The 23,685-nt window shown below is 60.7% G+C and carries 25 protein-coding genes; 7 read left to right on the plus strand and 18 right to left on the minus strand.

Translation table 11 applies throughout. The annotated features are described in order from the left end of the window. Positions 1 to 69: 69 nt before the first annotated feature. Positions 70 to 615, minus strand: coding sequence for an adenylate kinase (locus tag NQ018_RS02140; RefSeq protein ID WP_257037530.1), 546 nt, complete (start codon positions 613 to 615; stop codon positions 70 to 72). Then, positions 612 to 1,934 (minus strand): preprotein translocase subunit SecY, encoded by a 1,323-nt coding sequence (secY, locus tag NQ018_RS02145; RefSeq protein ID WP_257058002.1) that lies wholly within the window; start codon positions 1,932 to 1,934, stop codon positions 612 to 614. The genes NQ018_RS02140 and secY overlap by 4 nt, the downstream gene beginning before the upstream one ends. Positions 1,935 to 2,342: 408 nt before the next feature. Here secY and NQ018_RS02150 point away from each other — a divergent pair, with 408 nt between their 5' ends. From NQ018_RS02150 to NQ018_RS02160, 3 genes are all read left to right on the plus strand, one after another. After that, entirely contained in the window at positions 2,343 to 3,479 is a 1,137-nt protein-coding gene (locus NQ018_RS02150) for an ABC transporter ATP-binding protein (protein ID WP_257037528.1), read from the plus strand. 158 nt (positions 3,480 to 3,637) lie between these two features. Further along, a complete protein-coding gene (locus NQ018_RS02155; protein ID WP_257058004.1) occupies positions 3,638 to 4,879 on the plus strand; it encodes a DUF4032 domain-containing protein in 1,242 nt (413 codons plus the stop codon). Continuing rightward, a complete protein-coding gene (locus NQ018_RS02160; RefSeq protein ID WP_257058007.1) occupies positions 4,876 to 5,583 on the plus strand; it encodes a hypothetical protein in 708 nt (235 codons plus the stop codon). Before NQ018_RS02155 ends, NQ018_RS02160 begins: the two co-directional genes overlap by 4 nt. On the opposite strand, the gene NQ018_RS02165 is transcribed toward NQ018_RS02160, so the two are convergent. From NQ018_RS02165 to NQ018_RS02180, 4 genes are all read right to left on the minus strand, one after another. Then, positions 5,541 to 6,281: a hypothetical protein gene (locus NQ018_RS02165; RefSeq protein ID WP_257058010.1), complete on the minus strand. Its 741-nt coding sequence runs from the start codon at positions 6,279 to 6,281 to the stop codon at positions 5,541 to 5,543. The two genes, NQ018_RS02160 and NQ018_RS02165, sit on opposite strands and share 43 nt — an antisense overlap. 92 nt (positions 6,282 to 6,373) lie before the next feature. Beyond that, positions 6,374 to 7,246 (minus strand): sugar ABC transporter permease, encoded by an 873-nt coding sequence (locus NQ018_RS02170; RefSeq protein WP_257058012.1) that lies wholly within the window; start codon positions 7,244 to 7,246, stop codon positions 6,374 to 6,376. After that, on the minus strand, positions 7,246 to 8,661 hold the full coding sequence (locus tag NQ018_RS02175) for a carbohydrate ABC transporter permease (RefSeq protein WP_257058014.1): 1,416 nt from the start codon (positions 8,659 to 8,661) through the stop codon (positions 7,246 to 7,248). The genes NQ018_RS02170 and NQ018_RS02175 overlap by 1 nt, the downstream gene beginning before the upstream one ends. Before the next feature lie 131 nt (positions 8,662 to 8,792). Continuing rightward, complete coding sequence (locus tag NQ018_RS02180; protein WP_257037522.1) at positions 8,793 to 10,040, minus strand: extracellular solute-binding protein; 1,248 nt, start codon at positions 10,038 to 10,040, stop codon at positions 8,793 to 8,795. 317 nt (positions 10,041 to 10,357) lie between these two features. On the opposite strand from NQ018_RS02180, the gene NQ018_RS02185 reads away from it, so the two are divergent. Then, positions 10,358 to 12,067, plus strand: coding sequence for a glycoside hydrolase family 13 protein (locus tag NQ018_RS02185; RefSeq protein ID WP_257058016.1), 1,710 nt, complete (start codon positions 10,358 to 10,360; stop codon positions 12,065 to 12,067). Positions 12,068 to 12,131: 64 nt separating this feature from the next. On the opposite strand, the gene rplO is transcribed toward NQ018_RS02185, so the two are convergent. From rplO to rpsH, 6 genes are read right to left on the minus strand one after another with little or no spacing between them, the layout of a single operon-like run. After that, entirely contained in the window at positions 12,132 to 12,578 is a 447-nt protein-coding gene (gene rplO, locus NQ018_RS02190; RefSeq protein WP_257058019.1) for a 50S ribosomal protein L15, read from the minus strand. A 3-nt stretch (positions 12,579 to 12,581) separates the two neighbouring features. Continuing rightward, positions 12,582 to 12,767 carry a 50S ribosomal protein L30 gene (rpmD, locus tag NQ018_RS02195; RefSeq protein WP_257037519.1) on the minus strand — a complete coding sequence of 62 codons (186 nt, stop codon included), beginning with the start codon at positions 12,765 to 12,767 and terminating at the stop codon, positions 12,582 to 12,584. Between the two features lie 3 nt (positions 12,768 to 12,770). Further along, on the minus strand, positions 12,771 to 13,397 hold the full coding sequence (gene rpsE / locus NQ018_RS02200) for a 30S ribosomal protein S5 (RefSeq protein ID WP_257037518.1): 627 nt from the start codon (positions 13,395 to 13,397) through the stop codon (positions 12,771 to 12,773). A gap of 37 nt (positions 13,398 to 13,434) precedes the next feature. Beyond that, entirely contained in the window at positions 13,435 to 13,839 is a 405-nt protein-coding gene (gene rplR, locus NQ018_RS02205; protein ID WP_257037517.1) for a 50S ribosomal protein L18, read from the minus strand. A gap of 3 nt (positions 13,840 to 13,842) precedes the next feature. Next, positions 13,843 to 14,379, minus strand: a complete 537-nt coding sequence (gene rplF / locus NQ018_RS02210; RefSeq protein ID WP_257058022.1) for a 50S ribosomal protein L6 — start codon at positions 14,377 to 14,379, stop codon at positions 13,843 to 13,845. 16 nt (positions 14,380 to 14,395) lie between these two features. Continuing rightward, entirely contained in the window at positions 14,396 to 14,794 is a 399-nt protein-coding gene (rpsH, locus tag NQ018_RS02215; RefSeq protein WP_257037515.1) for a 30S ribosomal protein S8, read from the minus strand. A 455-nt stretch (positions 14,795 to 15,249) separates the two neighbouring features. Between rpsH and NQ018_RS02220 the strand changes: the two genes are divergently transcribed. Beyond that, on the plus strand, positions 15,250 to 15,414 hold the full coding sequence (locus NQ018_RS02220; protein WP_257058024.1) for an antitoxin: 165 nt from the start codon (positions 15,250 to 15,252) through the stop codon (positions 15,412 to 15,414). A 136-nt stretch (positions 15,415 to 15,550) separates the two neighbouring features. Here the strand turns inward: NQ018_RS02220 and rplE are convergent, their stop codons facing one another. The 4 genes from rplE to NQ018_RS02240 all read right to left on the minus strand — a co-directional run bounded on the left by rplE (position 15,551) and on the right by NQ018_RS02240 (position 17,671). Continuing rightward, the gene (gene rplE / locus NQ018_RS02225) at positions 15,551 to 16,117 is read right to left on the minus strand and encodes a 50S ribosomal protein L5 (protein WP_257037513.1); all 567 of its coding nucleotides are present in this window, start codon (positions 16,115 to 16,117) and stop codon (positions 15,551 to 15,553) included. A 2-nt stretch (positions 16,118 to 16,119) separates the two neighbouring features. Then, positions 16,120 to 16,434 (minus strand): 50S ribosomal protein L24, encoded by a 315-nt coding sequence (gene rplX, locus NQ018_RS02230; RefSeq protein ID WP_257037511.1) that lies wholly within the window; start codon positions 16,432 to 16,434, stop codon positions 16,120 to 16,122. 3 nt (positions 16,435 to 16,437) lie between these two features. Then, a complete protein-coding gene (gene rplN, locus NQ018_RS02235) occupies positions 16,438 to 16,806 on the minus strand; it encodes a 50S ribosomal protein L14 (RefSeq protein WP_257037510.1) in 369 nt (122 codons plus the stop codon). A 175-nt stretch (positions 16,807 to 16,981) separates the two neighbouring features. Then, positions 16,982 to 17,671: an NUDIX hydrolase gene (locus tag NQ018_RS02240; RefSeq protein WP_257058028.1), complete on the minus strand. Its 690-nt coding sequence runs from the start codon at positions 17,669 to 17,671 to the stop codon at positions 16,982 to 16,984. Positions 17,672 to 17,750: 79 nt separating this feature from the next. Here NQ018_RS02240 and nadA point away from each other — a divergent pair, with 79 nt between their 5' ends. Together nadA and nadC are read left to right on the plus strand one after the other, a co-directional pair. After that, on the plus strand, positions 17,751 to 18,722 hold the full coding sequence (nadA, locus tag NQ018_RS02245) for a quinolinate synthase NadA (RefSeq protein ID WP_257058032.1): 972 nt from the start codon (positions 17,751 to 17,753) through the stop codon (positions 18,720 to 18,722). Beyond that, the gene (gene nadC / locus NQ018_RS02250) at positions 18,722 to 19,648 is read left to right on the plus strand and encodes a carboxylating nicotinate-nucleotide diphosphorylase (protein ID WP_257058043.1); all 927 of its coding nucleotides are present in this window, start codon (positions 18,722 to 18,724) and stop codon (positions 19,646 to 19,648) included. The genes nadA and nadC overlap by 1 nt, the downstream gene beginning before the upstream one ends. Before the next feature lie 51 nt (positions 19,649 to 19,699). Here nadC and NQ018_RS02255 read toward each other — a convergent pair whose 3' ends face one another. Both NQ018_RS02255 and NQ018_RS02260 read right to left on the minus strand, forming a co-directional pair. After that, complete coding sequence (locus NQ018_RS02255) at positions 19,700 to 21,703, minus strand: sucrose-specific PTS transporter subunit IIBC (RefSeq protein ID WP_257058046.1); 2,004 nt, start codon at positions 21,701 to 21,703, stop codon at positions 19,700 to 19,702. A 295-nt stretch (positions 21,704 to 21,998) separates the two neighbouring features. Continuing rightward, positions 21,999 to 23,360 carry a glycoside hydrolase family 32 protein gene (locus tag NQ018_RS02260; protein WP_257058048.1) on the minus strand — a complete coding sequence of 454 codons (1,362 nt, stop codon included), beginning with the start codon at positions 23,358 to 23,360 and terminating at the stop codon, positions 21,999 to 22,001. Between the last annotated feature and the right edge of the window lie 325 nt (positions 23,361 to 23,685).

Raw genomic sequence — 23,685 nt, forward strand, 5'->3', positions numbered from 1 at the left:
ATGCCTGGCCCCCACAACGCAAATCGCACCGGCGCAAACCGGTGCGATAGCTTCTGGCAATAGCCCTGATTAACGGCCGAGCGCCTCAAGGGTACGGGCGTTAATTTCCTCAACGGTGCCCTCTGCGGTAATGCTCACAATCTGGTCACCGTAGTGCTCGATCAGGGGCGCGGTTTCGTCGCGGTACACCTGAAGGCGGGTGCGGATGGTGGCTTCGTTGTCGTCGGCGCGGCCGCGGGCGAGCATGCGCTCCACCACCACGTCCTCGGACACCTGGTAGTTCACTACGGCGTCGAGCTTGGTGCCGAACTCCTCAAGGAAACCCTCAAGAATCTCTGCCTGTTCGACGGTGCGTGGGAAGCCGTCCAGGAGGAAGCCGTCCTTTGCGTCTGCTTCTTCCAAACGGGCCTTGACCATCCGGGCGGTGACGTCGGTAGGCACCAGCTTGCCGGCGTCCATGTACTCCTTGGCCTCCTTGCCCAGCGCCGTACCTTCGCCAATGTTGGCGCGGAACAGGTCACCGGTGGAGATGTGTGGCACACCGAGCTTTTCGGTCAGGATAGCTGCCTGGGTGCCCTTGCCTGCGCCCGGAGGGCCGAGGAGTACGAGTCTCATTTCAGAAGTCCTTCATAGTTGCTTTGGAGAAGCTGGCTTTCAATTTGTTTCACGGTGGTCAGTGCCACCGAGACCATAATCAGAATAGCCGTACCACCGAACGGGGTTGCCCCCGCCGCACTGGAACCTACCCCCAAATCAAGCGCAATGTTGGGCAGAACTGCGATGATTCCCAAGTACAGGGCACCCACGAACAGGAGGCGGTTCATCACATAACCCAAGTACTCCGCGGTTGGGCGGCCCGGACGGATGCCAGGGATGAAGCCGCCGTACTTCTTCATGTTTTCCGCTTGCTCGTTGGGGTCGTACTGCACGGAAACGTAGAAGTAGGAGAAGAAGATAATGAGCACGAAGTACAGCAGGATGTACTGCCAGGAGCTCGGCGCCATGAGGTACTGAATCACGTTGCGCTGCCACCAGTTGTCTGGCACCTCCAGGGAATTGGAGGTGATGATCTGGGTGATCAGGATTGGCATGTAGATCAAGGAGGACGCAAAGATCACGGGGATCACGCCAGCCTGGTTCACCTTCAGCGGCAGGTAGGTAGAGGAGCCACCGTACTGGCGGCGGCCCACCATGCGCTTTGCGTACTGCACCGGGATGCGGCGCTGGCCCTGCTCAACGAACACCACACCGACCACCAGGATGATCACGGCGATCAGCACGGCGGCAAACACCACGCCGCCGGAGGAGGAGAGGATGTTCATGCCGTCGGACGGCAGGCGGGTAGCAATGCCGGCGAAGATCAGCAGAGACATACCGTTGCCCACGCCACGCTCGGTGATGATCTCGCCGAGCCACATCACCAGGATCGCGCCGGAGGTCATCACCATCACCAGCAGCACAAGGTCCCACAGGGAACGGTCCTCCACCAGCACCGGGATGCCCGTGCCCAGGAGCTGCTCGCGGTCAGCCAACGCCACGATTCCCGCGGACTGCAGCAGCGCAAGACCCAAGGTGAGGTAGCGCGTGTACTGGTCCATCTTGGCCTGGCCGGACTGGCCTTCCTTCTTCAATTCGTCAAACTTGGGGATCACCACGGTGAGCAATTGCACAATGATGGACGCCGTAATGTACGGCATCACGCCGATGGCGAAGATGGAAAGCTGCAGCAGCGCTCCGCCGGAGAACAGGTTGATCAGCGAGTAAACGCTGGACGAGTCCGAGGTGAGTTCGCGAATTCGCCCAGAGATGGATGCGTAATCCACTCCGGGGGAAGGAATCTGCGCACCGACTCGGTACAAAATGATCAGCGCGAGGGAAATGAGGATCTTCTTGCGCAGATCAACGTCCTTAAATGCCTGCACGATTGCGGACACTGGGCCTCCTGGCTCCCCCACCCAAAGCACGCGGAGGAAAGGTGTAGTTCTTAGGATTTTATTACCCACATGCGGCCATGTGGAACCGCATGCAGGATAGACCCTAGTACTTTAGCACCTCGCCCGGACCTCCGCACACCTCGCCGCGAGTTGCAGCACCCCGCACGGGGAACAGGTCCGCCTCAGGAACGGAAAGCTTTCCGACGTCCCCCTGTCCGCCTTAATCCGTGGAGCCTTGGGCGCGTCGGAACTGCAGATCCCAACCATGATGCCGGCGAAGATGACAGAGCTCACATTTGCCCCGTGATTGTGAACCAACTAAGATTGGCGGCGCTACGTCTTTATACAGTCTTTACAACGGATCGTCCGGCACGTACCTGCCGGTAAAGATACTGAAAGGGGCCTTCGATGGCCAAGGTCGTTTTTGACCACGCAACCCGCATCTACCCAGGTGCCGAGAAGCCTTCCGTAGACCAGTTCAACCTGGAGATTGCTGACGGCGAGTTCCTCGTCCTCGTTGGCCCCTCCGGTTGCGGTAAGTCCACCACCCTGCGCATGCTCGCGGGACTGGAGGAAGTGAACTCCGGAAGCATCCACATTGGTGACCGCGACGTCACCGACATGCCACCCAAAGACCGCGACATCGCAATGGTCTTCCAAAACTACGCCCTGTACCCACACATGACCGTGCGGGAAAACATGGGCTTTGCCCTCAAGATCGACGGCCGCCCCAAAGACGAGATCAACCGCCGCGTGGAGGAAGCCGCACGCACTCTTGACCTCACCGAATACCTGGACCGCAAGCCAAAGGCACTGTCCGGTGGCCAGCGTCAGCGCGTTGCCATGGGCCGCGCGATCGTGCGCAAGCCAGAGGTCTTCCTCATGGACGAGCCACTTTCCAACCTGGACGCGAAACTCCGTGTGCAGACCCGCACCCAGATCGCCGCGCTGCAGCGCGAACTCGGCGTGACCACCTTGTACGTGACCCACGACCAAACCGAGGCCCTCACCATGGGCGACCGCATCGCCGTGCTCAAGGCCGGCGTACTGCAGCAGGTAGGCACCCCGCGTGAGCTCTACGATCACCCAGCCAACGAGTTCGTTGCCGGCTTCATCGGCTCCCCAGCCATGAACCTGGGCACCTTCCAGGTCCAGGGCGAGCACGCCACCCTCGGGGCCGCCTCCGTGCCACTTTCCCGCGCCACCATCGAGGCACTCACCCCGGCTGACAATGGCCAGATCGTCATCGGCTTCCGCCCCGAGGCCCTGGAGGTCGTCTCCGAACACGAGCCAGACACCATTCCAGTGCGCCTCACCTTGGTGGAGGAACTCGGTTCCGACGCCTTCATGTACGGCACCCTGGAAGGCGGCGGGGAACTCAGCTCCGGTACCGACGCAAACCCGGACGACACCCCAACTGGTCAGATCATCGTGCGCACCGCGCCGCACTCTGCGCCACCAATTGGCTCCGTAGTCCACGTGCGAATCCGCCCAGGTGCGCAGCACAACTTCTCCAAGGCCACCGGAGCGCGCCTGCCTGAATAAGGCTTGCGCCTCAAAGAGAGCAGTGGATTGCTAGGCGGCACCTCGTTGGGGTGCCGCTTTCGCTTTTCCACATCTCCCACATCTCCCACATCTCCCACATCTCTGTGTGCTTCTCTGCTTCCCTGTATTCATCACTTCCTGCCGTTGAAAGGTCCTCCATGCCCGCCAGCAACCCATCGATGAGTATTGCCAACTCCACGTTTGCGTACTCGCTGCTCCAACTCCCTTGGCACTTGCCCCTGGTGGACTGGCCGCAGGACCTCATCGCGGCGCTGCCGCGCGGTATTTCCCGCCACGAGGTGCGTTTTGTGCGGATCAACGGGCATGTGATCGCCATCAAGGAGATCGGCCAGAAGGTGGCCCACCACGAATTCCGGATGCTCCAGCAGCTCGGCCGGCTGGGTGCGCCCTGCGTGAAGCCGATCGCGGTGATCACGGGCCGCGAGGATGAACACGGCGAGGAACTCACCGCGGCACTCGTCACCGAACACCTGGAATACTCATTGCCTTACCGCGCAGTGTTCTCCCAGGCTATGCGCCCAGAAACTGCAAGCAGGTTGATCGACTCCCTCGCCGTGCTGCTCGTGCGTATGCACCTGCTCAACTTCTTCTGGGGCGACGTCTCCCTTTCCAACACACTGTTTCGCCGCGACGCCGACTCCTTCTCCGGCTACCTCGTGGACGCCGAAACCGGTGAACTCCAGCCCGAGCTCTCCGAGCAGCGCCGCCTCTACGACGTAGAAATCGCCCGCGTGAACATCATCGGCGAACTCATGGACCTCCAAGCCGGCGGCCTCATGGAGCCTGAAGTGGACACCATCGCTGTAGGCAACCACATCGTGGAAAAATACGAACTCCTGTGGCGCGAACTCACCGAAGAAGAGGCCGTGGACCCCGCCGAACCATGGCGGGTTCAGCAGCGCATCGAGCGCCTCAACTCCCTGGGGTTCGACGTCGGCGAGCTCAAAATTGCCGGCGACGAACACTCCCTACGCATCCGCCCCCGCGTGGTGGACGCCGGCCACCACAACCGCGCCCTCATGAGACTCACCGGCATGGACTTGGAGGAGCGCCAGGCCCGCCGCATCCTCAACCTCATCGCCTCCTACGCCGCAATGCGCTCAGTGGAGGTGGACCCTCAGGTTGCGCACAACTGGCTCGCCGAAATTTACGAGCCCGTGCTGGCCATCCTTCCCACCGACGCCTCCCAAAAGCTCTCCCCCGCCCAAACCTTCCACGAGATCGTGGAGCACCAGTGGTACCTCTCCGAAGCTGCCGGCGCGGAAGTCCCCCTCATGGACGCCGCCCGCCACTACATTGACACAATCATGCCGCAGCGACGCAATGAGGCGGTGTTGCTCGATGATGATGACGCCGAAACCGAAACCGACCCCTCATGAGCAGAAAATTCATCCCCTGCCCCGCCGCGATTGTTCATGAGGGGGAGGTGTCGGTGCGCCCGCGCCGGCTCACGGGCGAAGAACCCCTCACCATCCGCGTCGACCAGCGCGAGGTGGCCACCCTCTGGCGCATCCCCGGCGAGGACATCGCCCTGGCCAAGGGCTTCCTGGCGGCCAGCGGCATCACCGCCGAGGTGCTGGAGGCCTGCTATTGCAGCGGCGCCGTGGCCGGAGTGAATCCCTACAACCTCCTGGATCTCACGCTGGGCGCGCCCGGCGAACCCCTCTCCCCCTCATGGACACCGCTCGAGGTGTCGCAGCTTGACGACGCCTGGCAGCAGTTCAGCAAGGCAGCAGGCTCAGCCAAGGCCCCATACTGCGCGGCTGGAATCGACCTTGAGCGTGCGGTTGCCGCTCTGGGGTGCGTGAGCATGAGCAATGCCCTGGACAAGGCCGCCGGCCTACGCGAACTCACCCCGGCGCCGATCATCGCGCTAAACGCCCCAGTAGACGGTGAGCTCATGAGGAGGATTGTGGCGCACGGGGCACCTAAAGTAGTGCTCTCCCCCGCCCCACCTACCGCGGCGGCGGCGCAGCTCGCGGCGGATCACGCGGTGGGCATCGCCACCTCCCCATCCTCCGCCCCAGCCCCCTGGACCGTTTACGGAGACACCAACGCCGTGATCCCCAACACCACCGGATAGGCCCAGAGCCAGCTTTGTTTGGGCAGGGCCCACGAGGCGTCGTCGAGGGGCTTTCGATAGTGCAGCAGCACCACGCCAAGGCCCGGCATGAGCAGCATCATCGCGCCTAGCCCGCCGGCGGTGAGCATGGCGGCGTTCTCGTTGGTCCACAGCGTTGCGAACACGAGGAAGAACACCAGGATCAGCACCCCTAAGGAGAGGAAGCCAAAGCGGGTGCCAACGTTCATGAGGATCGCCCAGATAATCGTTGCCAGGAACACGGTGCCGACGGTCACCGCGCGGGCCATCCGAGAACTGTTGCGGGTGCTGCGCAGGATCGCCCAGAGGAGCATCGCCAGGAGGAATCCCCATACGGGCGACTGCGCCTCCAGGGCAAACCACCGCCCTTGGTTCACCTGGTCATAGAACGGCTCGCTGAGAATTGCCAACCCGAGCAGCGTTGCGGTGACACGCCACGGGTTCACGCCGCGGCGCAGAACCAACACCAGAACCCAGGCGAACACCGGCAGAGCTGCCCATGAGGCGAGCTCCAGGATCACCGCGGCAGTGAGCCGGGCGTTGCCCATTGTGGAGAAATCTTGCCCTGGTGGTGCGATCAGCGTAGAGGCCATTCCCGCGGCGGTGAGCACGGCGGCGATCACCAGCAAGGTACTCACGCTCAGTCCCTTGAGGGGCGGGTTCGGGTGTTTCGCAGTCATAGTGTGTTCCAGGCTATCCCAAGTGAGGGTGAATCGAGAACGCCCGCGCTCCCCGTATGAACAAGGAAACGCGGGCGCGGGATTTGTAGAGCTTAGCCCTTCACGGAACCGGACATGGAGTCCTGGTAGTAGCGCTGCATCACGATGAACAGCAGGGCGATTGGGATGGAGACGCACACGGCGCCGGCGGCGAAGCGTGCGAACCAGTCATAGATGTATTCCTTCTCCAGCATCTTCCACAGGCCCAGGGCCACCGTGTAGTTTTCCTGGGTGCGGGCGATTGCCTTTGCCAGCACGAAGTCCAGCCAAGGGATCAGGAAGCCCACGATTGCCTGGTAGACGATCATTGGCTTACAGATCGGCAGGATGATCAGGCGGAACACCTGCCAACGGGTGCAGCCGTCCAACAACGCAGCCTCATCCAGGGAGATGGGGATGGTGTCCATGAAGCCCTTCATCACGTAGAAGCCCATGCCGGTGCCGGCCGAGTACACGATGATCAGCGCCAGGTTGGTGGTCCAGCCCTGGGTGAGACCCAGTGCCTTGAGGATGAAGTAGATTGCCACCACAGCCATGATCGAGGGGAACATGCCCAGGATCAGCGCAATGTTCATGTAGACCTTGCGGAAACGGAAGCGCAGGCGGCTGAGCGAGTAGGAGACGATCAGCACGAAGATCACCGAGATCACACAAGTGAAGCAGGCGATGATGAAGGTGTTGAGGAACATCTTCGGGAAGTTCAACACCGAGCGCTCGGTGAATAGCGCAATGTAGTTGTCGAACGTCCACTCAGTGGGGAAGAACGTGGAGGTGTATGGCGCGGTGTTCTTGTTGAAGCTCTCCGCGAACACCCACACGATTGGCACCACCCAAAGGATGGCGAGGACAGCCAAGAAGATGTGGACCACCGCGTTGGTGATCGCATTGGCACGGCGCTGGCTGTGCACCTTTTGCTTTTGAGCCATCACTGGAATCCTTCCTCATTGCGGTACGAGCCCGAACGGCGGTAGGTCACCAGCGCCACGCTGGCGAGCACGATGAACGTCAAGATACCGATCACGGCACCGACGTTGTAGTCACCGCGGTCCACAGTGAGCTTGTAGAGCCAGGTAATCAGCAAGTCAGTCTTACCTGCGGAGGCGCCAACAGGTGTTGGGTCACCGCCAGAGAGCAGGTAGATAACGTTGAAGTTGTTCACGTTCGCGGTGAACGTGGTGATCAGGTACGGAGTCATCACGAACAGCATGTATGGCAGCGTGATGTTGTTGTAGATCTGCCACCAGGAAGCACCGTCCAGGCGGGCGGCCTCGTAGAGCTCCGCTGGGATGTTTTGGAGAATACCGGTGACCTGCATGATGGTGTACGGAATACCAATCCACAGGTTGATGAGGATCACGGTCACGCGCGCCCAGGTAGCGTCGGTAAAGAATGGCAGCCCGGAGTCGATCCAGCCCCAGTCCAGCAGCATGCGGTTGATGATGCCTTCTGGCTGCAGCATGGAACGCATGACCAGGAGCGTCACGAACTGTGGCACAGCAACGGACAGGGAGAAGATTGCGCGCCAGAAGCCTTTTCCGCGGGTGCCGTTACGGTTGATGAGCATTGCCAGGAACATTCCGGCGAAGTAGTTCAGGAATGTGGCAAAGAATGCCCAGACCAGGGTCCAGATCAGCACCTCAACGAAGAGGTTGAGGTTTACGGTGCCGCCGCTGTTGGAGAGCACGGTGACAAAGTTGTCCAGGCCGACCCAGTCGAACTTGGTCACGTGGCCGGAATCGTAGCTGGTGAACGCCATGGCGATCATGAAGATCAGTGGCAGCACCGTGAACGCCAGGATGCCGACGGTGGGCAGGGTCATGAGCAAGGTGGGCGCGTCTTCGTCGGTCAGCGCATGGAGATCTTCCTTGAGGGTGCGTGCGCGCCCCTGCTCCTGCTGGAACACCTGTGCTTTGTAGGCGCTGCGCAGAGCGATGGTGGCGAACCACAGGAAGACGATGATGAGGAAGACGGTTGCCACGCCTTCCAGGAGGAGCACTACTGAGGGCTCGGAGTTTTCATAGACCCAGAAGCCATCTACCTGCACGCGCTTCTGCTCACCGGTGCCGAGACCCGGCAGCTCAGCGAGTGCGCTGAACCCAGTGGTGAACAGGTACGCCAGGAAGGCGATCTCAATGGCGAGGAAGGCGATTCCCTTTACTACCTGCTTGCGGGCGAGGTTGCCGAGGCCGAACACCAGAAGGGAGGCCTTGGTGAGAGCGTCGCCGTGTTTCCAAGCAGTCCCAGTTGCGTAGGGGCTCGGTGGGTCTTCTCGTTTGCGGGTGTGCTTTGGTTTCGCGGGCTTGGGTTGTGCCCCAGCCGTTGCGAGGACTCCTTGGGTCATGAGTCCGATGTCCTTTCAACTATTGCCAACCGCCTACGCGGCTGGCCATGTAGGCCATACAAAGGGCCCAGCAAGGTGCTGGGCCCGATGGTTGAAAGCATTAGCGTAATGCTATGGATTCGAAGCGCAGCTTACTGCAACTGGGAGACAAAAGCCTCGGTCTGAGCAGCGGCGTTCTCTGGGGTGACGTCGCGGTTCGCAATAGCCTTACCGAAGTTCTCTGCAGGATCCCAGAAGTCAGACATGGACTTCACGGTTGGCTGCAGGATGGAGTTGGAATCCACGGTGGTCAGCAGGGCGGTTGCAACGGGGTTCTCAGAGATGGTGGCGTCGGTAGCGAGGGTCTGATCGGATGGGATCACACCGTTCTTCTCGTAGTGCACCTTCTGGGAGTCAGCGCTTGCGAGGAAGGCTGCGAACTCTGCGGCTGCGCGGGTGTCAGCGGAGTTCGGGTTGTAGGCCACGGCCTTGGAGCCGGAGAAGGCCTTCATCTGGATCTGCTCGCCGCCGAGGGTAAAGGTTGGCAGGGTGGCAACGCCGTAGTTCTCGCCGAGGATCTCCTCGATCTTTGCTGCGTCCCAGGAGCCGGAGAACACTACGTCCACGGAGCCATTCTGCAGGCCACCAACGCCGGAGCCGTCAACATCGTTGATGAAGTTCGGGTTCGCTGACAGCTCTGCGAGGTACTGGGTGACCTCTGCAGCGCGGTCGCCGAGATCGATGCCGGCTGCCTCATCCAGGCCGTCCTCACCGAAGAAGGTTGCGCCAGCGCCAGCGTAGAAGGCTGGGAAGTACCAGGAGTTGGACAGTGGGAAGGAAACGCGTGCCTTCTCCAGCATGGTGTCCAGGTTGGTCACGTCCTCAGCGGTGAGTGCGGAGGTGTCGTAGTACATGAACCAGGTGTTTGGCTCAATTGGCAGGCCGTAAGCTGCGCCATCCTGGCCGGTCACGGAAGCAGCCATGGTGTCTGCTGCCTGCTCGGAGAGCTGAGCTGCGCCGGAGTCGGAGAGCTGGCCGATTGCGCCTGCCTCGAGCAGGGCACCGAGCTGGTCGTTTGCAAAGACGTAAACGTCTGCTGCTGCGGATGGGTCCTGATTCACGGTGGTGCCGGCGTCTGCTGCGGAAACCACTGCGTTTTCCCAGGTGATGTTGTACTCAGGGTGAGCCTCAGCGAACTGAGCCTGCATGGTCTGCAACCATGCGTCATCGTTGGTCTGATCTTCCTGAGAGGACCACACGGTGAGGGTCACGTTGGTGGTGTCGCCAGAGGATGCGCCCTCAGAGGAGCTAGAAGATGAGGAATCGGAGGAGCAAGCAACGAGGCCCAGGGAGGCTGCTGCGAGGACCGCGATGGTCTTCTGAATGTGGTTGAAAGCCACGATAAATCACCTATCTCTACTTTGTGTTCAGTGACAAGAACGGCTCACAGCCCTAGTCCGATCCCAACTGCTACGTCCACCCAGATACAACGATTCGCGTTTTCCAACATATCGGGCAGATCGGACATTTTGGTTCAGTGAGTTTTCCGCTTACATTGCCACAATACCCATCATGAGTTCAGTTACAAAAACGCTTAGCAATGCCGTAAATCACATTTGTTTGTCTTGTATTCATTTCCGCATATGAGCAGTTGTTTTTCTTTGTAGTGGGAATTGCCACATGAACAGAATGAAATCAAAGCATGTAGCGTGAACGCATGTCCTCTTCTGGTTTTGATTCCGATTTCAGCAGCTTCAACCCCACTCCCCAACCAGACAAGCAACCACAAACACAGTGGTGGCGCGACGCAGTGATCTATCAGATCTACCCCCGTTCCTTCGCGGGAAGTACAGGCCCGAACGGCACTTTGACCGGTATCACTGCCCGCCTTGAGCACGTCGCTAAGCTTGGCGCAGACGCAGTCTGGCTCTCCCCCTTCTACACTTCACCCCAAAAAGACGGCGGCTACGATGTGCAGGACTATCGCAACATCGACCCCATGTATGGCACGCTTGCCGACGCCGACAGACTCATCGAACACGCGCATGCACTCGGGCTGAAGATCATAGTGGACTTGGTGCCCAACCATACCTCTGACCAGCACCCATGGTTCCAGGCGGCACTCGCCGCTGGCCCAGGATCCCCTGAGCGCGAGCGCTACTGGTTCCGCGACACCCCGAACGACTGGCAGTCCATCTTTGGCCAGGGCGCCTGGACCCAGGTGTGCCAACGCCCCGACGCCCCCGGATCTCCATGGGAACACGACACCTCCTGGTACCTCCACCTCTTTGACAGCACCCAACCAGACCTAAATTGGACCAACGAGGATGTCCATGAGGAGTTCGCGCAGATCTTGCGCTTCTGGCTGGATCGCGGCGTGGACGGTTTCCGCGTAGACGTGGCACACGGCATGGCTAAGGACCCGGAGCTGCCGGACTGGCAATTTCACTTCGCCATGGTGGAGGGCGGCGACCGCTCCGAGGAAAGCAACGTTGTGATCCCAGATCCCCCAATGTGGGACCGCGAGGAAGTCCACGAGATTCACCGCGAATGGCGGGCCATCCTTAACGAATACTCCCCCGCTCGCATCCTGGTGGCCGAAGCATGGGTGGATCCCGACCGCGGCCTGGCAAAATACGTGCGGCCAGATGAGATGCACCAGGCGTTCAACTTTGACTTCCTGGTAGCAAAATGGACCCCCGAGGTCCTCGCGCCGGTGATCACCCGCTCACTGAAGGAATTGGCCACGGTGGGCGCGCTGCCAACGTGGGTGATGAGCAATCACGACGTCGTCAGGGCCGCTTCCCGGCTGGGTTTGGCTGCGCTGGACAGGCCGAACGGCATCAGGCCCACGGATCCGCAGCCGGATGCAGAGCTGGGTGCGAAGCGGGCTCTCGCCGCCCACGCCCTCATGGAAGCACTGCCTGGTTCGGTTTACATCTACCAGGGCGAGGAGCTTAACCTGCCGGAGCACACGCAGCTGCCTGACTCCGTGCGCCAGGACCCGGCGTACTTCCGCACCCTGCCCACAGACCACCCGGAGCCGGGGCGCGATGGTTGCCGCATTCCGCTTCCCTGGGTGCACAACGCCCCTGCCTTTGGTTTCAGCGATACCGGCGAGACCTGGCTGCCGCAGCCAGAGGAATACGGGGATTTTGCCGTTGATGTGCAGGAGGCCAACCCGGATTCCGCGCTGCACTTCTTTAGGAAGATGATTCGCCTGCGCAAGCAGCTTGGCTTGGGTCAGGGAGCCGCGGAAAACATCCGGGTGGAAAACGGTACCTTGCGCCTGCGGAATTTGGGCGTGGAGGTGGTGACAACCTTTGACCATCCCTACCCTGCCCCGGAGGGTGCTGTGCTGCTTTCCACTCAGGAGGTGGTTGATGGGGTGATTCCGCCGAATACCACCGCGTGGATTGCCTCATGAGATAGCAAAAATCCACCCACGCTGTGCACATGATGCACCGTGGGTGGATGTTTTTTGCGAGGTGTTACTTCGCGGTGACAGTGCCGCCGGCTGCCTCGATCTTCTCGACTGCAGACTTGGAGAACTTGTCAGCGGTGACGTTCAGCTTGACGCCGAGCTCACCGTTACCCAGGACCTTCACTGGCTGCTTTGCACGCACGAGGCCTGCTGCAACGATGTCGGCCACGGTGACGTCGCCACCGTTCGGGAATGCCTTTTCCAGGTCAGCAACGTTGACAACCTGGAAGTAGACCTTGTTGTTGTTCTTGAAGCCCTTGAGCTTTGGCAGACGCATGTGCAGTGGCATTTGGCCACCCTCGAAAGCAGCGGAAACCTGCTTACGAGCCTTGGTGCCCTTGGTACCACGGCCTGCGGTCTTACCCTTAGAGCCTTCACCGCGACCAACACGGGTCTTGGCCTTGTTTGCACCCTTTGCTGGGCGCAGGTCATGAAGCTTAATTGGATCGCTCATGTGTTACTCCCCTGCCACTTCTTCGACAGACACCATGTGGCGCACCACATTGATCATGCCGCGCACTGCGGGGGTGTCATTACGGACTACGGAGTGGTTGATGCGCTTGAGGCCCAGGGCAGCCATGTTCTTGCGCTGCTTTGGGTTTGCACCAACCAGACCTTTGTTCTGGGTGATCTTCAGAGCCATGATTTATGCCTCCTGTCCTGCGCGTGCGCGCAGCATGCGAGCTGGAGCAACTTCCTCCAGGGTCTTGCCACGGCGGGCTGCGACCTCTTCTGGGCGGACGAGCTGCTTCAAGCCATCAACGGTGGCGTGAACCACGTTGATTGCGTTATCAGAGCCGAGGGACTTGGACAGGATGTCCTGGATGCCTGCGCACTCGAGCACTGGACGTGCTGCGCCGCCTGCGATCACACCGGTACCTGGGGCTGCTGGCTTCATCATCACGATGCCTGCCGCTGCCTCACCCTGAACTGGGTGGGTGATGGTGCCGCCAACCATTGGGACGCGGAAGAAGTTCTTGCGAGCCTCTTCTGCACCCTTCTGGATAGCTGCTGGAACTTCCTTGGCCTTGCCGTAGCCAACGCCAACCATGCCCTTGCCGTCGCCGACGATCACGAGGGCGGTGAAGCTGAAGCGACGACCACCCTTCACGACCTTGGACACGCGGTTGATGGTCACGACGCGCTCGATGTACTGAGAGCGCTCGTCCTGCTGCTGGTTACGACGGTCGTCGCGGCGGCCGCCGCGGCGCTCGTTCTTGTTCTGGTTTTCGTCGGCGGAGCGTCCGCCGTCACGCCGTTCACGTCCCGGCATTACGCGTTCCTTCCGTTGTTGGTGATGATGGTAGCCATTAGAACTTCAGACCACCTTCACGAGCTGCGTCGGCCAGTGCAGCAACACGGCCGTGGTACTTGTAGCCAGCGCGGTCGAAAACGACCTGCTCGATGCCGGCTGCCTTTGCACGCTCAGCGACAAGCTGGCCAACCTTAGCGGCCTTTGCCTTCTTGTCACCCTCGAATGCGCGCACATCTGCCTCGATGGTGGAGGCAGCGGCCAGGGTGTGACCTGCGAGGTCGTCGATCACCTGGACGTGGATGTGGCGGGAGGAGCGGTGCACCACAAGGCGTGGAGCCTCTGGGGTGCCACGCAGGTGCTTGCGGATACGGTTGTGGCGACGTGCGCGGGCCAGACGGCGACGGGTGGAAATATCCTTGCCAACTGGCAGGCGCTTGCCGTTGTTGTTCTCGTTGCTCATGTTTTACTTACCCGTCTTTCCGACCTTGCGACGGATCTGCTCACCCTCGTAGCGGATACCCTTGCCCTTGTAAGGATCATCCTTACGCAGGCGACGGATGATGGCGGCGATCTGTCCGACCTTCTGCTTGTCGATACCGGAAACAGACAACTTGGTGTTGCCGTCTACGGCGAAGGTGATACCTTCTGGAGCCTCGATCAGCACTGGGTGGGAGTAACCGAGAGAGAACTCCAGGTCCTTGCCCTTCAGTGCCACACGGTAACCCACACCGAAGATTTCCATCTTGATGGTGTAGCCCTCGGTGACGCCAACCACCAGGTTGTTCACCAGGGAGCGGGAAAGACCGTGGAGCGAACGGCTCTTGCGGTGATCATCTGGACGGGTGACAACGATCTCGTTGTCTTCCTGAGCAATGGTGATCGGTGCTGGAACCTCAAGGCTCAGGGTGCCCTTAGGACCCTTGACCTCAACGAGCTGGCCGTCAATCTTGACGTCAACACCGGATGGGATTGCGATAGGTGCCTTACCTACACGTGACATCTCTAAATCCTCCCTATTACCAGACGTAGGCGAGAACTTCTCCGCCTACGCCCTTCTCGGTAGCCTGACGGTCGGTGAGCAGACCCTGGGACGTGGAGATGATCGCCACGCCCAGGCCGCCGAGGACCTGTGGCAGGTTGGTGGACTTTGCGTACACGCGCAGACCTGGCTTGGAAACGCGGCGCACACCAGAGATGGAGGCCTCGCGGTTTGGGCCGTACTTCAGGTCGAGGGACAGGGTCTTGCCAACCTTTGCGTCCTCTACCTTGTAGTCAGCGATGTAGCCTTCTCGCTTCAGGATCTCAGCGATGTTCACCTTCAGCTTGGAAGAAGGCATCGACACTGCGTCATGGTGCGCATTGGATGCGTTGCGCACGCGCGACAGCATGTCGGCGATTGGATCAGTCATGGTCATTGATGTGACCTAATGCCTTTCTCGTTGCGGTTCCTTCCCACCTTGAAGGCGTCACCGCATGATGATGGGCCACTCAAACGCTCCCCACACTCAGTAGCATGGGGTACTCGCAGCCTCGTTATGCCTTGCGGTCGCATAGGGCGGGGGGCCTACAACAAAGTAGGTTGAAAAAGTACTCATGGACTCTTCAGCAGGCGCAAGCGGATAAATCTCCGCGCCCATAAGAGCGCGCCAGAGCTGACAAAAGTCCAATCGGCAACAATACCTGATTTCCAAAGACTTGTAAATAGACAGTTTGGGATCGTGGCGGCAAGGCGCGAGACCAAGCCCTTTCAGATAAGATTCCCATAAGGTTTTGTAAGAAACTATGGTGCGCCTGAAGCACCCAAACAGCATGGGACAGCGTGAAACGTTGAGCGTTTTGACACTGCACCCCCAAAAGGAAGGAATCCACCATGGGCATCATGGACAAGGCAAAGGAACTGCTCAACCAGGAAGGCACCACTGACCAGATCCTGGATAAGGCAGAGCAGCTCGCCAAGGAGAAGCTGGGCGAGGACAAGGCCGAGCACATCGCGAAGGCTCGCGAGGAAGCAGACAAGCGCCTGGGCGCTGAGTAAGCTTCCCGACGTTACCTGCAGCCACCCTCCCCAAGGGTGGCTGCTTTATTGTGCGCCATGACCGTTCGAGCCATGCCGTTTCCCGGAAACAGCAAAACCGCCCCACATGAAATGGGGCGGCAGAGCAGACAACGACTTAGGAAGCGTCAGACTTCTTGAATGGGAAGCCGAGCTCGCGCAGCAGTGCGCGACCTTCCTCGTTGTTGGTTGCGGTGGTGACAACGGTGATGTCCATACCGCGTGGGCGGTCAACCTTGTCTACGTCGATTTCGTAGAACATGGTCTGCTCGGTGAGGCCGAAGGTGTAGTTACCGTGGCCATCGAACTGCTGGTCGGAGAGGCCGCGGAAGTCGCGGATACGTGGCAGAGCCACGGTCAGCAAGCGGTCCAGGAACTCCCACATGCGGTCGCCGCGCAGGGTAACGCGGGCGCCGATTGGCATGCCTTCACGGAGCTTGAAGTTAGCGATGGACTTCTTTGCGCGGCGAAGCTCTGGCTTCTGGCCGGTGATCGCGGTGAGGTCCTCGAGTGCGCCGTTGATGAGCTTGGAGTCGCGGGCTGCGTCGCCCACACCCATGTTCACAACAACCTTGACCACACCTGGAATCTGCATGACGTTCTCGTAGGAGAACTCATCGTTGAGCTTGGTGCGGATTTCCTCGCGGTAGCGGGTCTTCAGACGTGGAGTGTAGTTCTCGCTCATGTTTAGATGTCCTTCCCGGTGCGGCGAGAGATACGGACCTTCTTGCCGTTCTCGTCGAAACGGTAGCCAACGCGGGTTGGGGTGCCGTCAGCGTCCAGAAGCATCACGTTAGAAACGTGGATTGGAGCTTCCTGGGTAACGATGCCGCCGGAGGAAGCGCCGCGCTCTGGTGCAGAGTTGGCAACGTGCTTCTTGATGCGGTTCACGCCCTCCACGAGTACCTTGTCGCGGCGTGGGTATGCCTCGATGACCTTGCCCGTTGCGCCCTTGTCTGGGCCGGAGATCACGATGACGTTATCGCCCTTCTTGATCTTCATGGGTTAGATCACCTCCGGTGCGAGAGAAACGATCTTCATGAACTTCTTGTCGCGAAGCTCACGAGCAACTGGGCCGAAGATGCGGGTACCGCGAGGCTCGGAGTCGTTCTTGATGATGACGGCTGCGTTCTCGTCGAACTTGATGTAGGAGCCGTCTGGACGACGGGTTTCCTTCTTCGCGCGAACAACTACTGCCTTTACAACCTCGCCGGCCTTTACGTTGCCGCCTGGGGTTGCTTCCTTGACAGTCGCGACGATCACGTCGCCAATGCCAGCAAAGCGTCGGGTGGAGCCACCGAGGACGCGGATGCACAGAATTTCACGTGCACCGGTGTTGTCGGCGACCTTCAGACGCGATTCCTGCTGAATCACTATGGGTCTCCTTGACCTGGATTGTATGTGTGGCAGATTTCCGAACTGACACACGCGGTCTATGTACTCACTCGCCTTTCGCGCCCCCGCCGCTCCCGGAAACTAGCAGCACGAACGCACCTGTGAAAGGCAACCCGACTATTCAACCACACCCGCCGCCTGCTTTGCAAGATGCTCATGAGGGGCGAAACGCTGCAAAGGGATCCGTGACCACGAGCCGCTGGGAGGCAAAGCGGTAGAGCGCAGCGGGGCGCCCTCCCCCGACAGGCTTCACGACGTCTCCAGTTGGTTCAAGCACCCCTCTGCGGCTCAGCACCCGCTTGAGGTTGGTCACGGATACCTCGTATCCCAATACCGCGCAGTACACCTCACTGAGCTGCGCCAACGAGAACGCCTCCGGCATCAACGCGAACGCGATGTTGGTGTAGCTGAGCTTGCCGCGCAGCCGGGCGACCGCAAGCCCCACCAGGTCCAGGTGGTCGAATGCCATTTCCCTGAGCCCTGCCACCGGCAGCCACTGCCCCTCATGAGCTTGGGGCGTCAATCCCAGGTAGGCGGTGGCAATCGTGCGGTCAAAAGGATCCCTGCCCACCTCGCCGCGCGTGACGAGCTGTTCGAAGTGCGCGACCTTGGCGGCGTCGGCACTGAGATTCCTGAGATGCCTGATTACGGACTGATCCAAGCTCTCGTCTACTTCCACCGGACCGGAGGGGAGTTCGGGGAGGCCGGAGAAGGGTTCGCGCTGGCGGGTGTGGGTGAGGACCTCGAGCTGCTCGGTGACGCGCAGGACCACTGCCACTGCTTGATGGCGGAATTTGGCGGTGCCGGCGTGGTCGCGCAGGGGGCCTACGGGGGGATGTGTCACGGGTTCATGCTACTGTGCAAAGCAGTTTTCGCCTAATGGTCTAAAACCCTATCCTCCCCAGCCCCTTGGAGAACGCCTCATGTCCACACTGCCTGCCAATTGGGCCGATGAAGTGCGCGAACTCGCTTCCGCGCGTAATGCCGTCATCCTTGCCCACAACTACCAGCTCCCCGAGATCCAGGATGCAGCGGATCACGTTGGTGATTCCCTGGCGCTTTCCCGGATCGCCGCACAGACGGACGCAGCCGAGGTGATCTTCTGCGGCGTGCACTTCATGGCGGAAACCGCCAAGATTCTCTCCCCGGAAAAGCGCGTGCTTATTCCGGACGCGGCGGCGGGCTGCTCGCTCGCAGACACCATCACTGCGGACGCACTGCGCGAATGGAAAATGCAGCACCCCGGCGCGGTAGTGGTGAGCTATGTGAACACCACCGCTGAGGTGAAGGCGGAGACGGACATCTGTTGCACCAGCGCGAACGCCGTGGACGTGGTGCGGGCCATCCCGGCGGACCAAGAGGTGCTGTTTTGCCCAGACCAGTTCTTGGGCGCCCACGTAAAGCGCGAGACGGGACGTGAAAACATCCACATTTGGGCAGGTGAATGTCATGTGCATGCGGACATCTCCCCCAGTGGGCTCACCCAGGCAGTGAAGGACAATCCGGACGCCGAGCTATTTGTGCACCCCGAGTGTGGCTGCACCACCTCTGCGTTGTGGCTGGCTTCCCAGGGCGAGTTCCCCGCGCAGCGCACACACGTCCTCTCTACCGGCGGCATGCTGGATCAGGCCCGCGCCACCTCCTCCAAGAAAGTGCTGGTGGCCACCGAGGTCCACATGCTGCACCAACTCAAAAAGGCCCGCCCGGACACCGAGTTCCTGCCTGTCAACCCCGATGCTTCCTGCCCGTTCATGGAGATGATCACCCCGGAGAAGCTGCTGCGCTGCCTGCGCGAGGGCCGCGACGAAGTCCACGTTGCCCCGGACGTTGCCGCCAAGGCTGCCCAGGCAGTCCAACGCATGATCGCGATTGGTACCCCAGGCGGTGGCGAATAATGCCTGTTCACCACCCTGACACCGGGTTGCTCCCCGCACCACTGATCAAACAGTTGCGCGAGGCCAACTTGGACCCCGGCTATGTTGTGGACGTGATTGAACGCACCCTCGACGAAGATCTCCAGTGGGGCCCGGACGTCACCACCTTGGCCACCATCAGCAGCTCCCTCATGGGCACCGCCGACATCGTGGCCCGCGCCCACGGCGTACTCGCCGGCGTCCCGGTAGCCGCCGCCGTGGCGTACTGCTGGGCTGGACGTTACGAGGGCCGCCAGATGCAGGTGGATGTGCAGCAGCACTGTGCCGACGGCTCCAGGGTCTCACCCGGCACGAAAGTACTGAGCGTCACTGCCCCAGTGGTGGACCTGCTGACCTTCGAGCGCACCATGCTGAACCTCATCTCTCAGCTCTCCGGGGTGTCCACGCACACCGCCGCGTGGGTTGAAGCCTGCGCGGGCACCACCACGAAGGTTCGGGATACCCGAAAGACGATCCCCGGCATCAGGATTTTGCAGAAGTACGCGGTGCGCTGCGGCGGTGGCGTGAACCACCGTATGGGTTTGGGCGACGCCGCGCTGGTGAAAGACAACCACATTGTGTCCACCGGCTCTTTAAGCGCCGCGGTGGAAAAGGTCCGCGCCTACGCCCCGGACCTGCCGATCGAGGTGGAGTGTGACACCCTCGCCCAGGTTGCCGAGGCCATCGAGGCCGGCGTGCGGCTCATACTGTTGGACAACATGAGCCCAGATCAGGTCAGCAAAGCGTTGGAGATCATCCACCCCGCTGGGGCGCTCGCAGAAGCCAGTGGCGGGCTCACCCTTGAGGTGGCCGCGCAGTACGCCGCCACCGGGGTGGACTTCCTGGCCGTGGGCGGCCTCACTCATTCCTCGTTGGTACTGGACCTGGGGCTGGATCTGCGCGCATAATGCAAAAACCACCTACCGCGGTAGGTGGTTTGAGCATTGAGCTGAATGCGCTTAAACGTTCGCGGTTTCCGCTGGAGCGGCCTTTGGATCCACGGTCATTACGCGCTCGCCGGCGATCACCGGGCCAGGGATTGCACCTGGGACCGGGAGCACTGGGCCGGTGCGCTTGGAGTTGGAAACCACCACGGGAGTGGTGACCTCGTAACCCGCGGCCTTGATGGCATCGATATCAAACTCGCAGAGAAGGTCGCCTGCTTTGACCTCATCGCCTTGCTGCTTGTGGGCGGTGAAGTGCTCGCCCTTGAGGTTCACGGTGTCAAAGCCCACGTGCATCAGGATGTCTACGTCCTTGCCGTCTGCGCCCTGGGTGCGCACTGCAAAGGCGTGACCGGATGGGAAAGCAACCACGATCTTGCCGTCAACTGGGGCAACCAGGCGGCCTTCGGTTGGCACGATTGCAATACCCGCACCCAGCTTGCCCTGGGCAAACATTGGGTCAGACACGTTGGAGAGCACCTCTGCCTCACCGGTGAGTGGGGCCACAACATCCAGGGCGTTTGGCGCTGCTGGCGGGATGACCTCTGCCAGCGCTGCGGCTGCCGCGGCATCTGCCTGCACGCTGTCAGTTGCGTCAGGATCGATGGTGCCGTTCTTGGTTACCAGGTAGCGGCCGTAAGCGAAGGCTGCGACGAAGGCCACGATGAAGGTAATCACGGCGATCACAAGGAACTGCGGGATATCCTCTGCGCGGATGGACACCGCACCAATGAAGCCTGCTGCACCCAGCGCCTTTGCCTTGACGTCGAACAGGGCAACCAGTGCCGAGCCGATGCCGGCAGCGCCGAGGCCGATGTAGAACGGCCAGCGCAGGCGCAGGTTCACACCGAAGATTGCAGGCTCGGTAATACCGAAGATTGCGGAGGTACCAGAGGCACCCGCCAGACCCCTGAGCTTCTCGTTCTTGCTGAGGAAGTACACCGCGAATGCCACGGCACCCTGTGCAATGTTGGCCATGGAGGCGGTAGCAAAGATGAAGGAACCGCCTTGTTCGAAGAGCATGAGCTCGATCGGCGGGAAGGACTGGTGCAAGCCGGTGATCACGATTGGGGAGTAGACCAGGCCGAACAGCAGACCAGCGAAGATACCGCCGGCCTCGTAGCCGTTTGCCAGGCCTTGCGCGAGCATGTCGCCCACCCAACGCAGCGCAGGACCCACGGCGATGAAGGTGATGAAGCCGGTGATCAGCAGCGTGAGCACTGGGGTGATCAGGAAGTCAGCGGTGCCCTTGAAGGTGCGGTGGAAGAACTTCTCCAAGGTGGCCAGGATCCATGAAACCGCGAGCACTGGCAGGACGGTGCCTTGGTAGCCAGCCTGTGCAACATCAAGACCGAAGAGGTTCCAGTAGGGCATGGAGCCGTCGGCAATCGCCTCTGCCACGCCGTAGCCATTGACCAGGGATGGGAACACCATGGCCATACCCATGCCGGCGCCCAGGAACTCGTTGCCGCCGAAGCGCTTGGTGGCCGTGAAACCCACCAGCACGGGAAGGAAGGCAAACGGTGCAGCAGCCAACAAGTTGATCATTTCCGCCATGCCGGCGATGTTCGGGAACTGCTCCACCAGGGACTGTGGGCCGAACAGGTCCTGGGAGGTGAGCACGTTGTTGATTGCCATCAACAAACCGCCACCCACGAGGATCGGGATGAGTGGAACGAAGATGTCCGCGAGGACCTTCACCGCACGGGTGAACCAGTTGCCGGACTTTGCGGCAACTTCCTTGAGCTCCTCAGTGGAAACGGCGATGTTTTTGGAAGTCATCTTGTCCAGCTCAGCGAACACATTGTTCACGTCACCTGGGCCAACGATGATTTGGTACATGCCGCCGGTCTCAAAGGTGCCCTTGAGGTCGGGGTCATTGTCCAGTGCAGCCTGGTCCACATTCTTGGAGTCCTTCAGGACCATACGCAGACGCGTGGCGCAGTGCGCAGCGGCAACGAGGTTTTCCTCGCCACCAATAGCCGTGAGCACACGGCTGGCTACTTCCTTATGTTGCATTGCATTCCTTTTGCGTTGTAGGAACTTGAAATTTCACAGAACTTCACATCATTAGACCAACAAAACGGAAGGAATACAAGCTAAATCACAACATTTCCCAAATGTAATGCCCATCACCCCGAGGTGGCGAATGTGCTACCAACGGCCCGCAAAAACCTGCCACTGAACAGGGATGATTTTCATTTACCCCCAAAACCCGCACTCCAGAAACGGAAAATGTCCGATACCACAAGCAAACATCGCAATTGTGGTATCGGACAAATCCGGAAATCACACCCGTCCTCTCACGAGAACATCAGGAATTACTCACGCGGCGCACCCCAGCCCAGCCCCGCGGATCCGCGGCAAACACGGCACTGGCCAACGCCACCGCCCCGCCGCCCGCGGTGATCTCCACAGCACATCCATCGGCGTAGATCACCAGTTCCCCACCCTGCTCCGGCAACGCGCACTGGCGCACATCTCCCGCCACATCCAAACGCAGCGCGCCATCGGCAACGCTCACCTTGAGCCCTGCGGCGCCGGCGGCGTCGTAAAGCTCCCACGCACCCTCCCCCGCGATTTCCTCGCGGTACACCAGGGCCTCCTTGGGAAGCAGCAACTCCTGGAACAAGCGCCCGCCGCGAAGACGCAGCATGCGCGGCGTGGTGAGGGTATGGACCCAGCCCTCCTCGGTGACGGTGGGGGTGTCATCTTGCGCAGGCAGCCCCATCCAACCGACGAGCAACGCGCCCTGCTCGTAGGCCGTGACCTGCGGCGCGTAGAACTGGTGGCCAAAATCCAGTTCACTGAAACCACGCAGAACCTCAAACGTGGTGCCGTGAAGGCGCCCAACCAAGTAACCGCACTGGTCAGAAGATGCGTAGTGGGTGTTGCCTTGGGCGTCGGTGATCGGGGCGAGACCCTGGGGGCACATGATGAGGACGTCCAGGTCCTCACCGGTTTCCTCGTCGCGCAATGTGATGAGGTTCGGACACTCCCACATGAACCCGCCGGGCACGAGATCGGGTGCGGACCCCGGCTGGGCATGGTCAGTGCTGAACTCCAGCGCGCCTGCAAACTCCCAGTGGAAGAGGTCTTCACCGCGGTACAGGGCCACTGCTGGAGTTTCATCCTCGCGCTGCGCACCGATCACCATGCGCCACTTGGACTGCCCCGTGGGGTCTTTGGTCACCATTGGGTCGCGGAAATGCCCAGTAAAGCCCGGTTCTTGGCGTGCGATGAGAGGGTTGTGCTCGCTACGGCGGTAGATCCCGCCCATGAGGTCGCCGTAGCCCACTGCTGGCACGATGTTTTGGCTGGGGATGCGTTCCCCGTCCACCTTGAGGTTGCCGGTATAGAAGAGGTATACCTGGCCGTCATCGTCGCGGGCCGCGCCGCCCGAGTAGACGCCGTGCAGGTCATAGGGGGCGTCCGGGTAGAGGGCGTCCGGGTGGTGCGTCCACACCAGTTCATCGAGCTTCGCGGAGGCGTGGCCCCACCCCGTGCGCTTGGCGCCAAAGGGGAAGGCGGGGTCGTGCTGGTAGTACACGTGGAGCGTGTCACCATCCACGAACATGCCGTTCGGGTCATTCAGGCGGCCCTGCGGCGGCGAGACGTGAAACTTCGGGCGGTGGGGGCCAGCTGAAGAATTGGATGGCTGGTGTGTTGTGCTCATATTGACCAAGCATATCCACGCACCGTGGGAAATGTTTTGATCGGGCATACAATCTGCCCGGTTCCTTGGCCTATCTCACACAGTTTTTGCGCTGATCCCACGGTTTTCGCAGTTCCCGCGCCTCTTCCTCCCGCGATCCATCGGTGCTTTTGGCGGGCTTGGTTGGCTTTGATTCCGAACTCCACCGTATGCGAGCATGAATCAGTAACAATTCAATTCCGTGCGCGATAATTAAACAGAAACCCTTTTTCCACATCCCGCCTTCCAGACCCCACCCTCAAGGGGGAGAAGAGGACCACTAGTTCCGTGTTCAGCCCGAACCCCG

It is taken from the genome of Corynebacterium kozikiae (assembly GCF_024580965.1).
GTDB lineage: Bacteria > Actinomycetota > Actinomycetes > Mycobacteriales > Mycobacteriaceae > Corynebacterium > Corynebacterium kozikiae.

Bases quoted from the DNA above. Each gene is read 5' to 3' on its own strand.
- NQ018_RS02140 (WP_257037530.1), bottom strand. From the start codon at position 615: ATGAGACTCGTACTCCTCGGCCCTCCGGGCGCAGGCAAGGGCACCCAG.
- NQ018_RS02150 (WP_257037528.1), top strand. From the start codon at position 2,343: ATGGCCAAGGTCGTTTTTGACCACGCAACCCGCATCTACCCAGGTGCC.
- NQ018_RS02155 (WP_257058004.1), top strand. From the start codon at position 3,638: ATGCCCGCCAGCAACCCATCGATGAGTATTGCCAACTCCACGTTTGCG.
- NQ018_RS02160 (WP_257058007.1), top strand. From the start codon at position 4,876: ATGAGCAGAAAATTCATCCCCTGCCCCGCCGCGATTGTTCATGAGGGG.
- NQ018_RS02165 (WP_257058010.1), bottom strand. From the start codon at position 6,281: ATGACTGCGAAACACCCGAACCCGCCCCTCAAGGGACTGAGCGTGAGT.
- NQ018_RS02170 (WP_257058012.1), bottom strand. From the start codon at position 7,246: ATGGCTCAAAAGCAAAAGGTGCACAGCCAGCGCCGTGCCAATGCGATC.
- NQ018_RS02175 (WP_257058014.1), bottom strand. From the start codon at position 8,661: ATGACCCAAGGAGTCCTCGCAACGGCTGGGGCACAACCCAAGCCCGCG.
- NQ018_RS02185 (WP_257058016.1), top strand. From the start codon at position 10,358: ATGTCCTCTTCTGGTTTTGATTCCGATTTCAGCAGCTTCAACCCCACT.
- rplO (WP_257058019.1), bottom strand. From the start codon at position 12,578: ATGAGCGATCCAATTAAGCTTCATGACCTGCGCCCAGCAAAGGGTGCA.
- rpmD (WP_257037519.1), bottom strand. From the start codon at position 12,767: ATGGCTCTGAAGATCACCCAGAACAAAGGTCTGGTTGGTGCAAACCCA.
- rpsE (WP_257037518.1), bottom strand. From the start codon at position 13,397: ATGCCGGGACGTGAACGGCGTGACGGCGGACGCTCCGCCGACGAAAAC.
- rplR (WP_257037517.1), bottom strand. From the start codon at position 13,839: ATGAGCAACGAGAACAACAACGGCAAGCGCCTGCCAGTTGGCAAGGAT.
- rplF (WP_257058022.1), bottom strand. From the start codon at position 14,379: ATGTCACGTGTAGGTAAGGCACCTATCGCAATCCCATCCGGTGTTGAC.
- rpsH (WP_257037515.1), bottom strand. From the start codon at position 14,794: ATGACCATGACTGATCCAATCGCCGACATGCTGTCGCGCGTGCGCAAC.
- NQ018_RS02220 (WP_257058024.1), top strand. From the start codon at position 15,250: ATGGGCATCATGGACAAGGCAAAGGAACTGCTCAACCAGGAAGGCACC.
- rplE (WP_257037513.1), bottom strand. From the start codon at position 16,117: ATGAGCGAGAACTACACTCCACGTCTGAAGACCCGCTACCGCGAGGAA.
- rplX (WP_257037511.1), bottom strand. From the start codon at position 16,434: ATGAAGATCAAGAAGGGCGATAACGTCATCGTGATCTCCGGCCCAGAC.
- nadA (WP_257058032.1), top strand. From the start codon at position 17,751: ATGTCCACACTGCCTGCCAATTGGGCCGATGAAGTGCGCGAACTCGCT.
- nadC (WP_257058043.1), top strand. From the start codon at position 18,722: ATGCCTGTTCACCACCCTGACACCGGGTTGCTCCCCGCACCACTGATC.
- NQ018_RS02255 (WP_257058046.1), bottom strand. From the start codon at position 21,703: ATGCAACATAAGGAAGTAGCCAGCCGTGTGCTCACGGCTATTGGTGGC.
- NQ018_RS02260 (WP_257058048.1), bottom strand. From the start codon at position 23,360: ATGAGCACAACACACCAGCCATCCAATTCTTCAGCTGGCCCCCACCGC.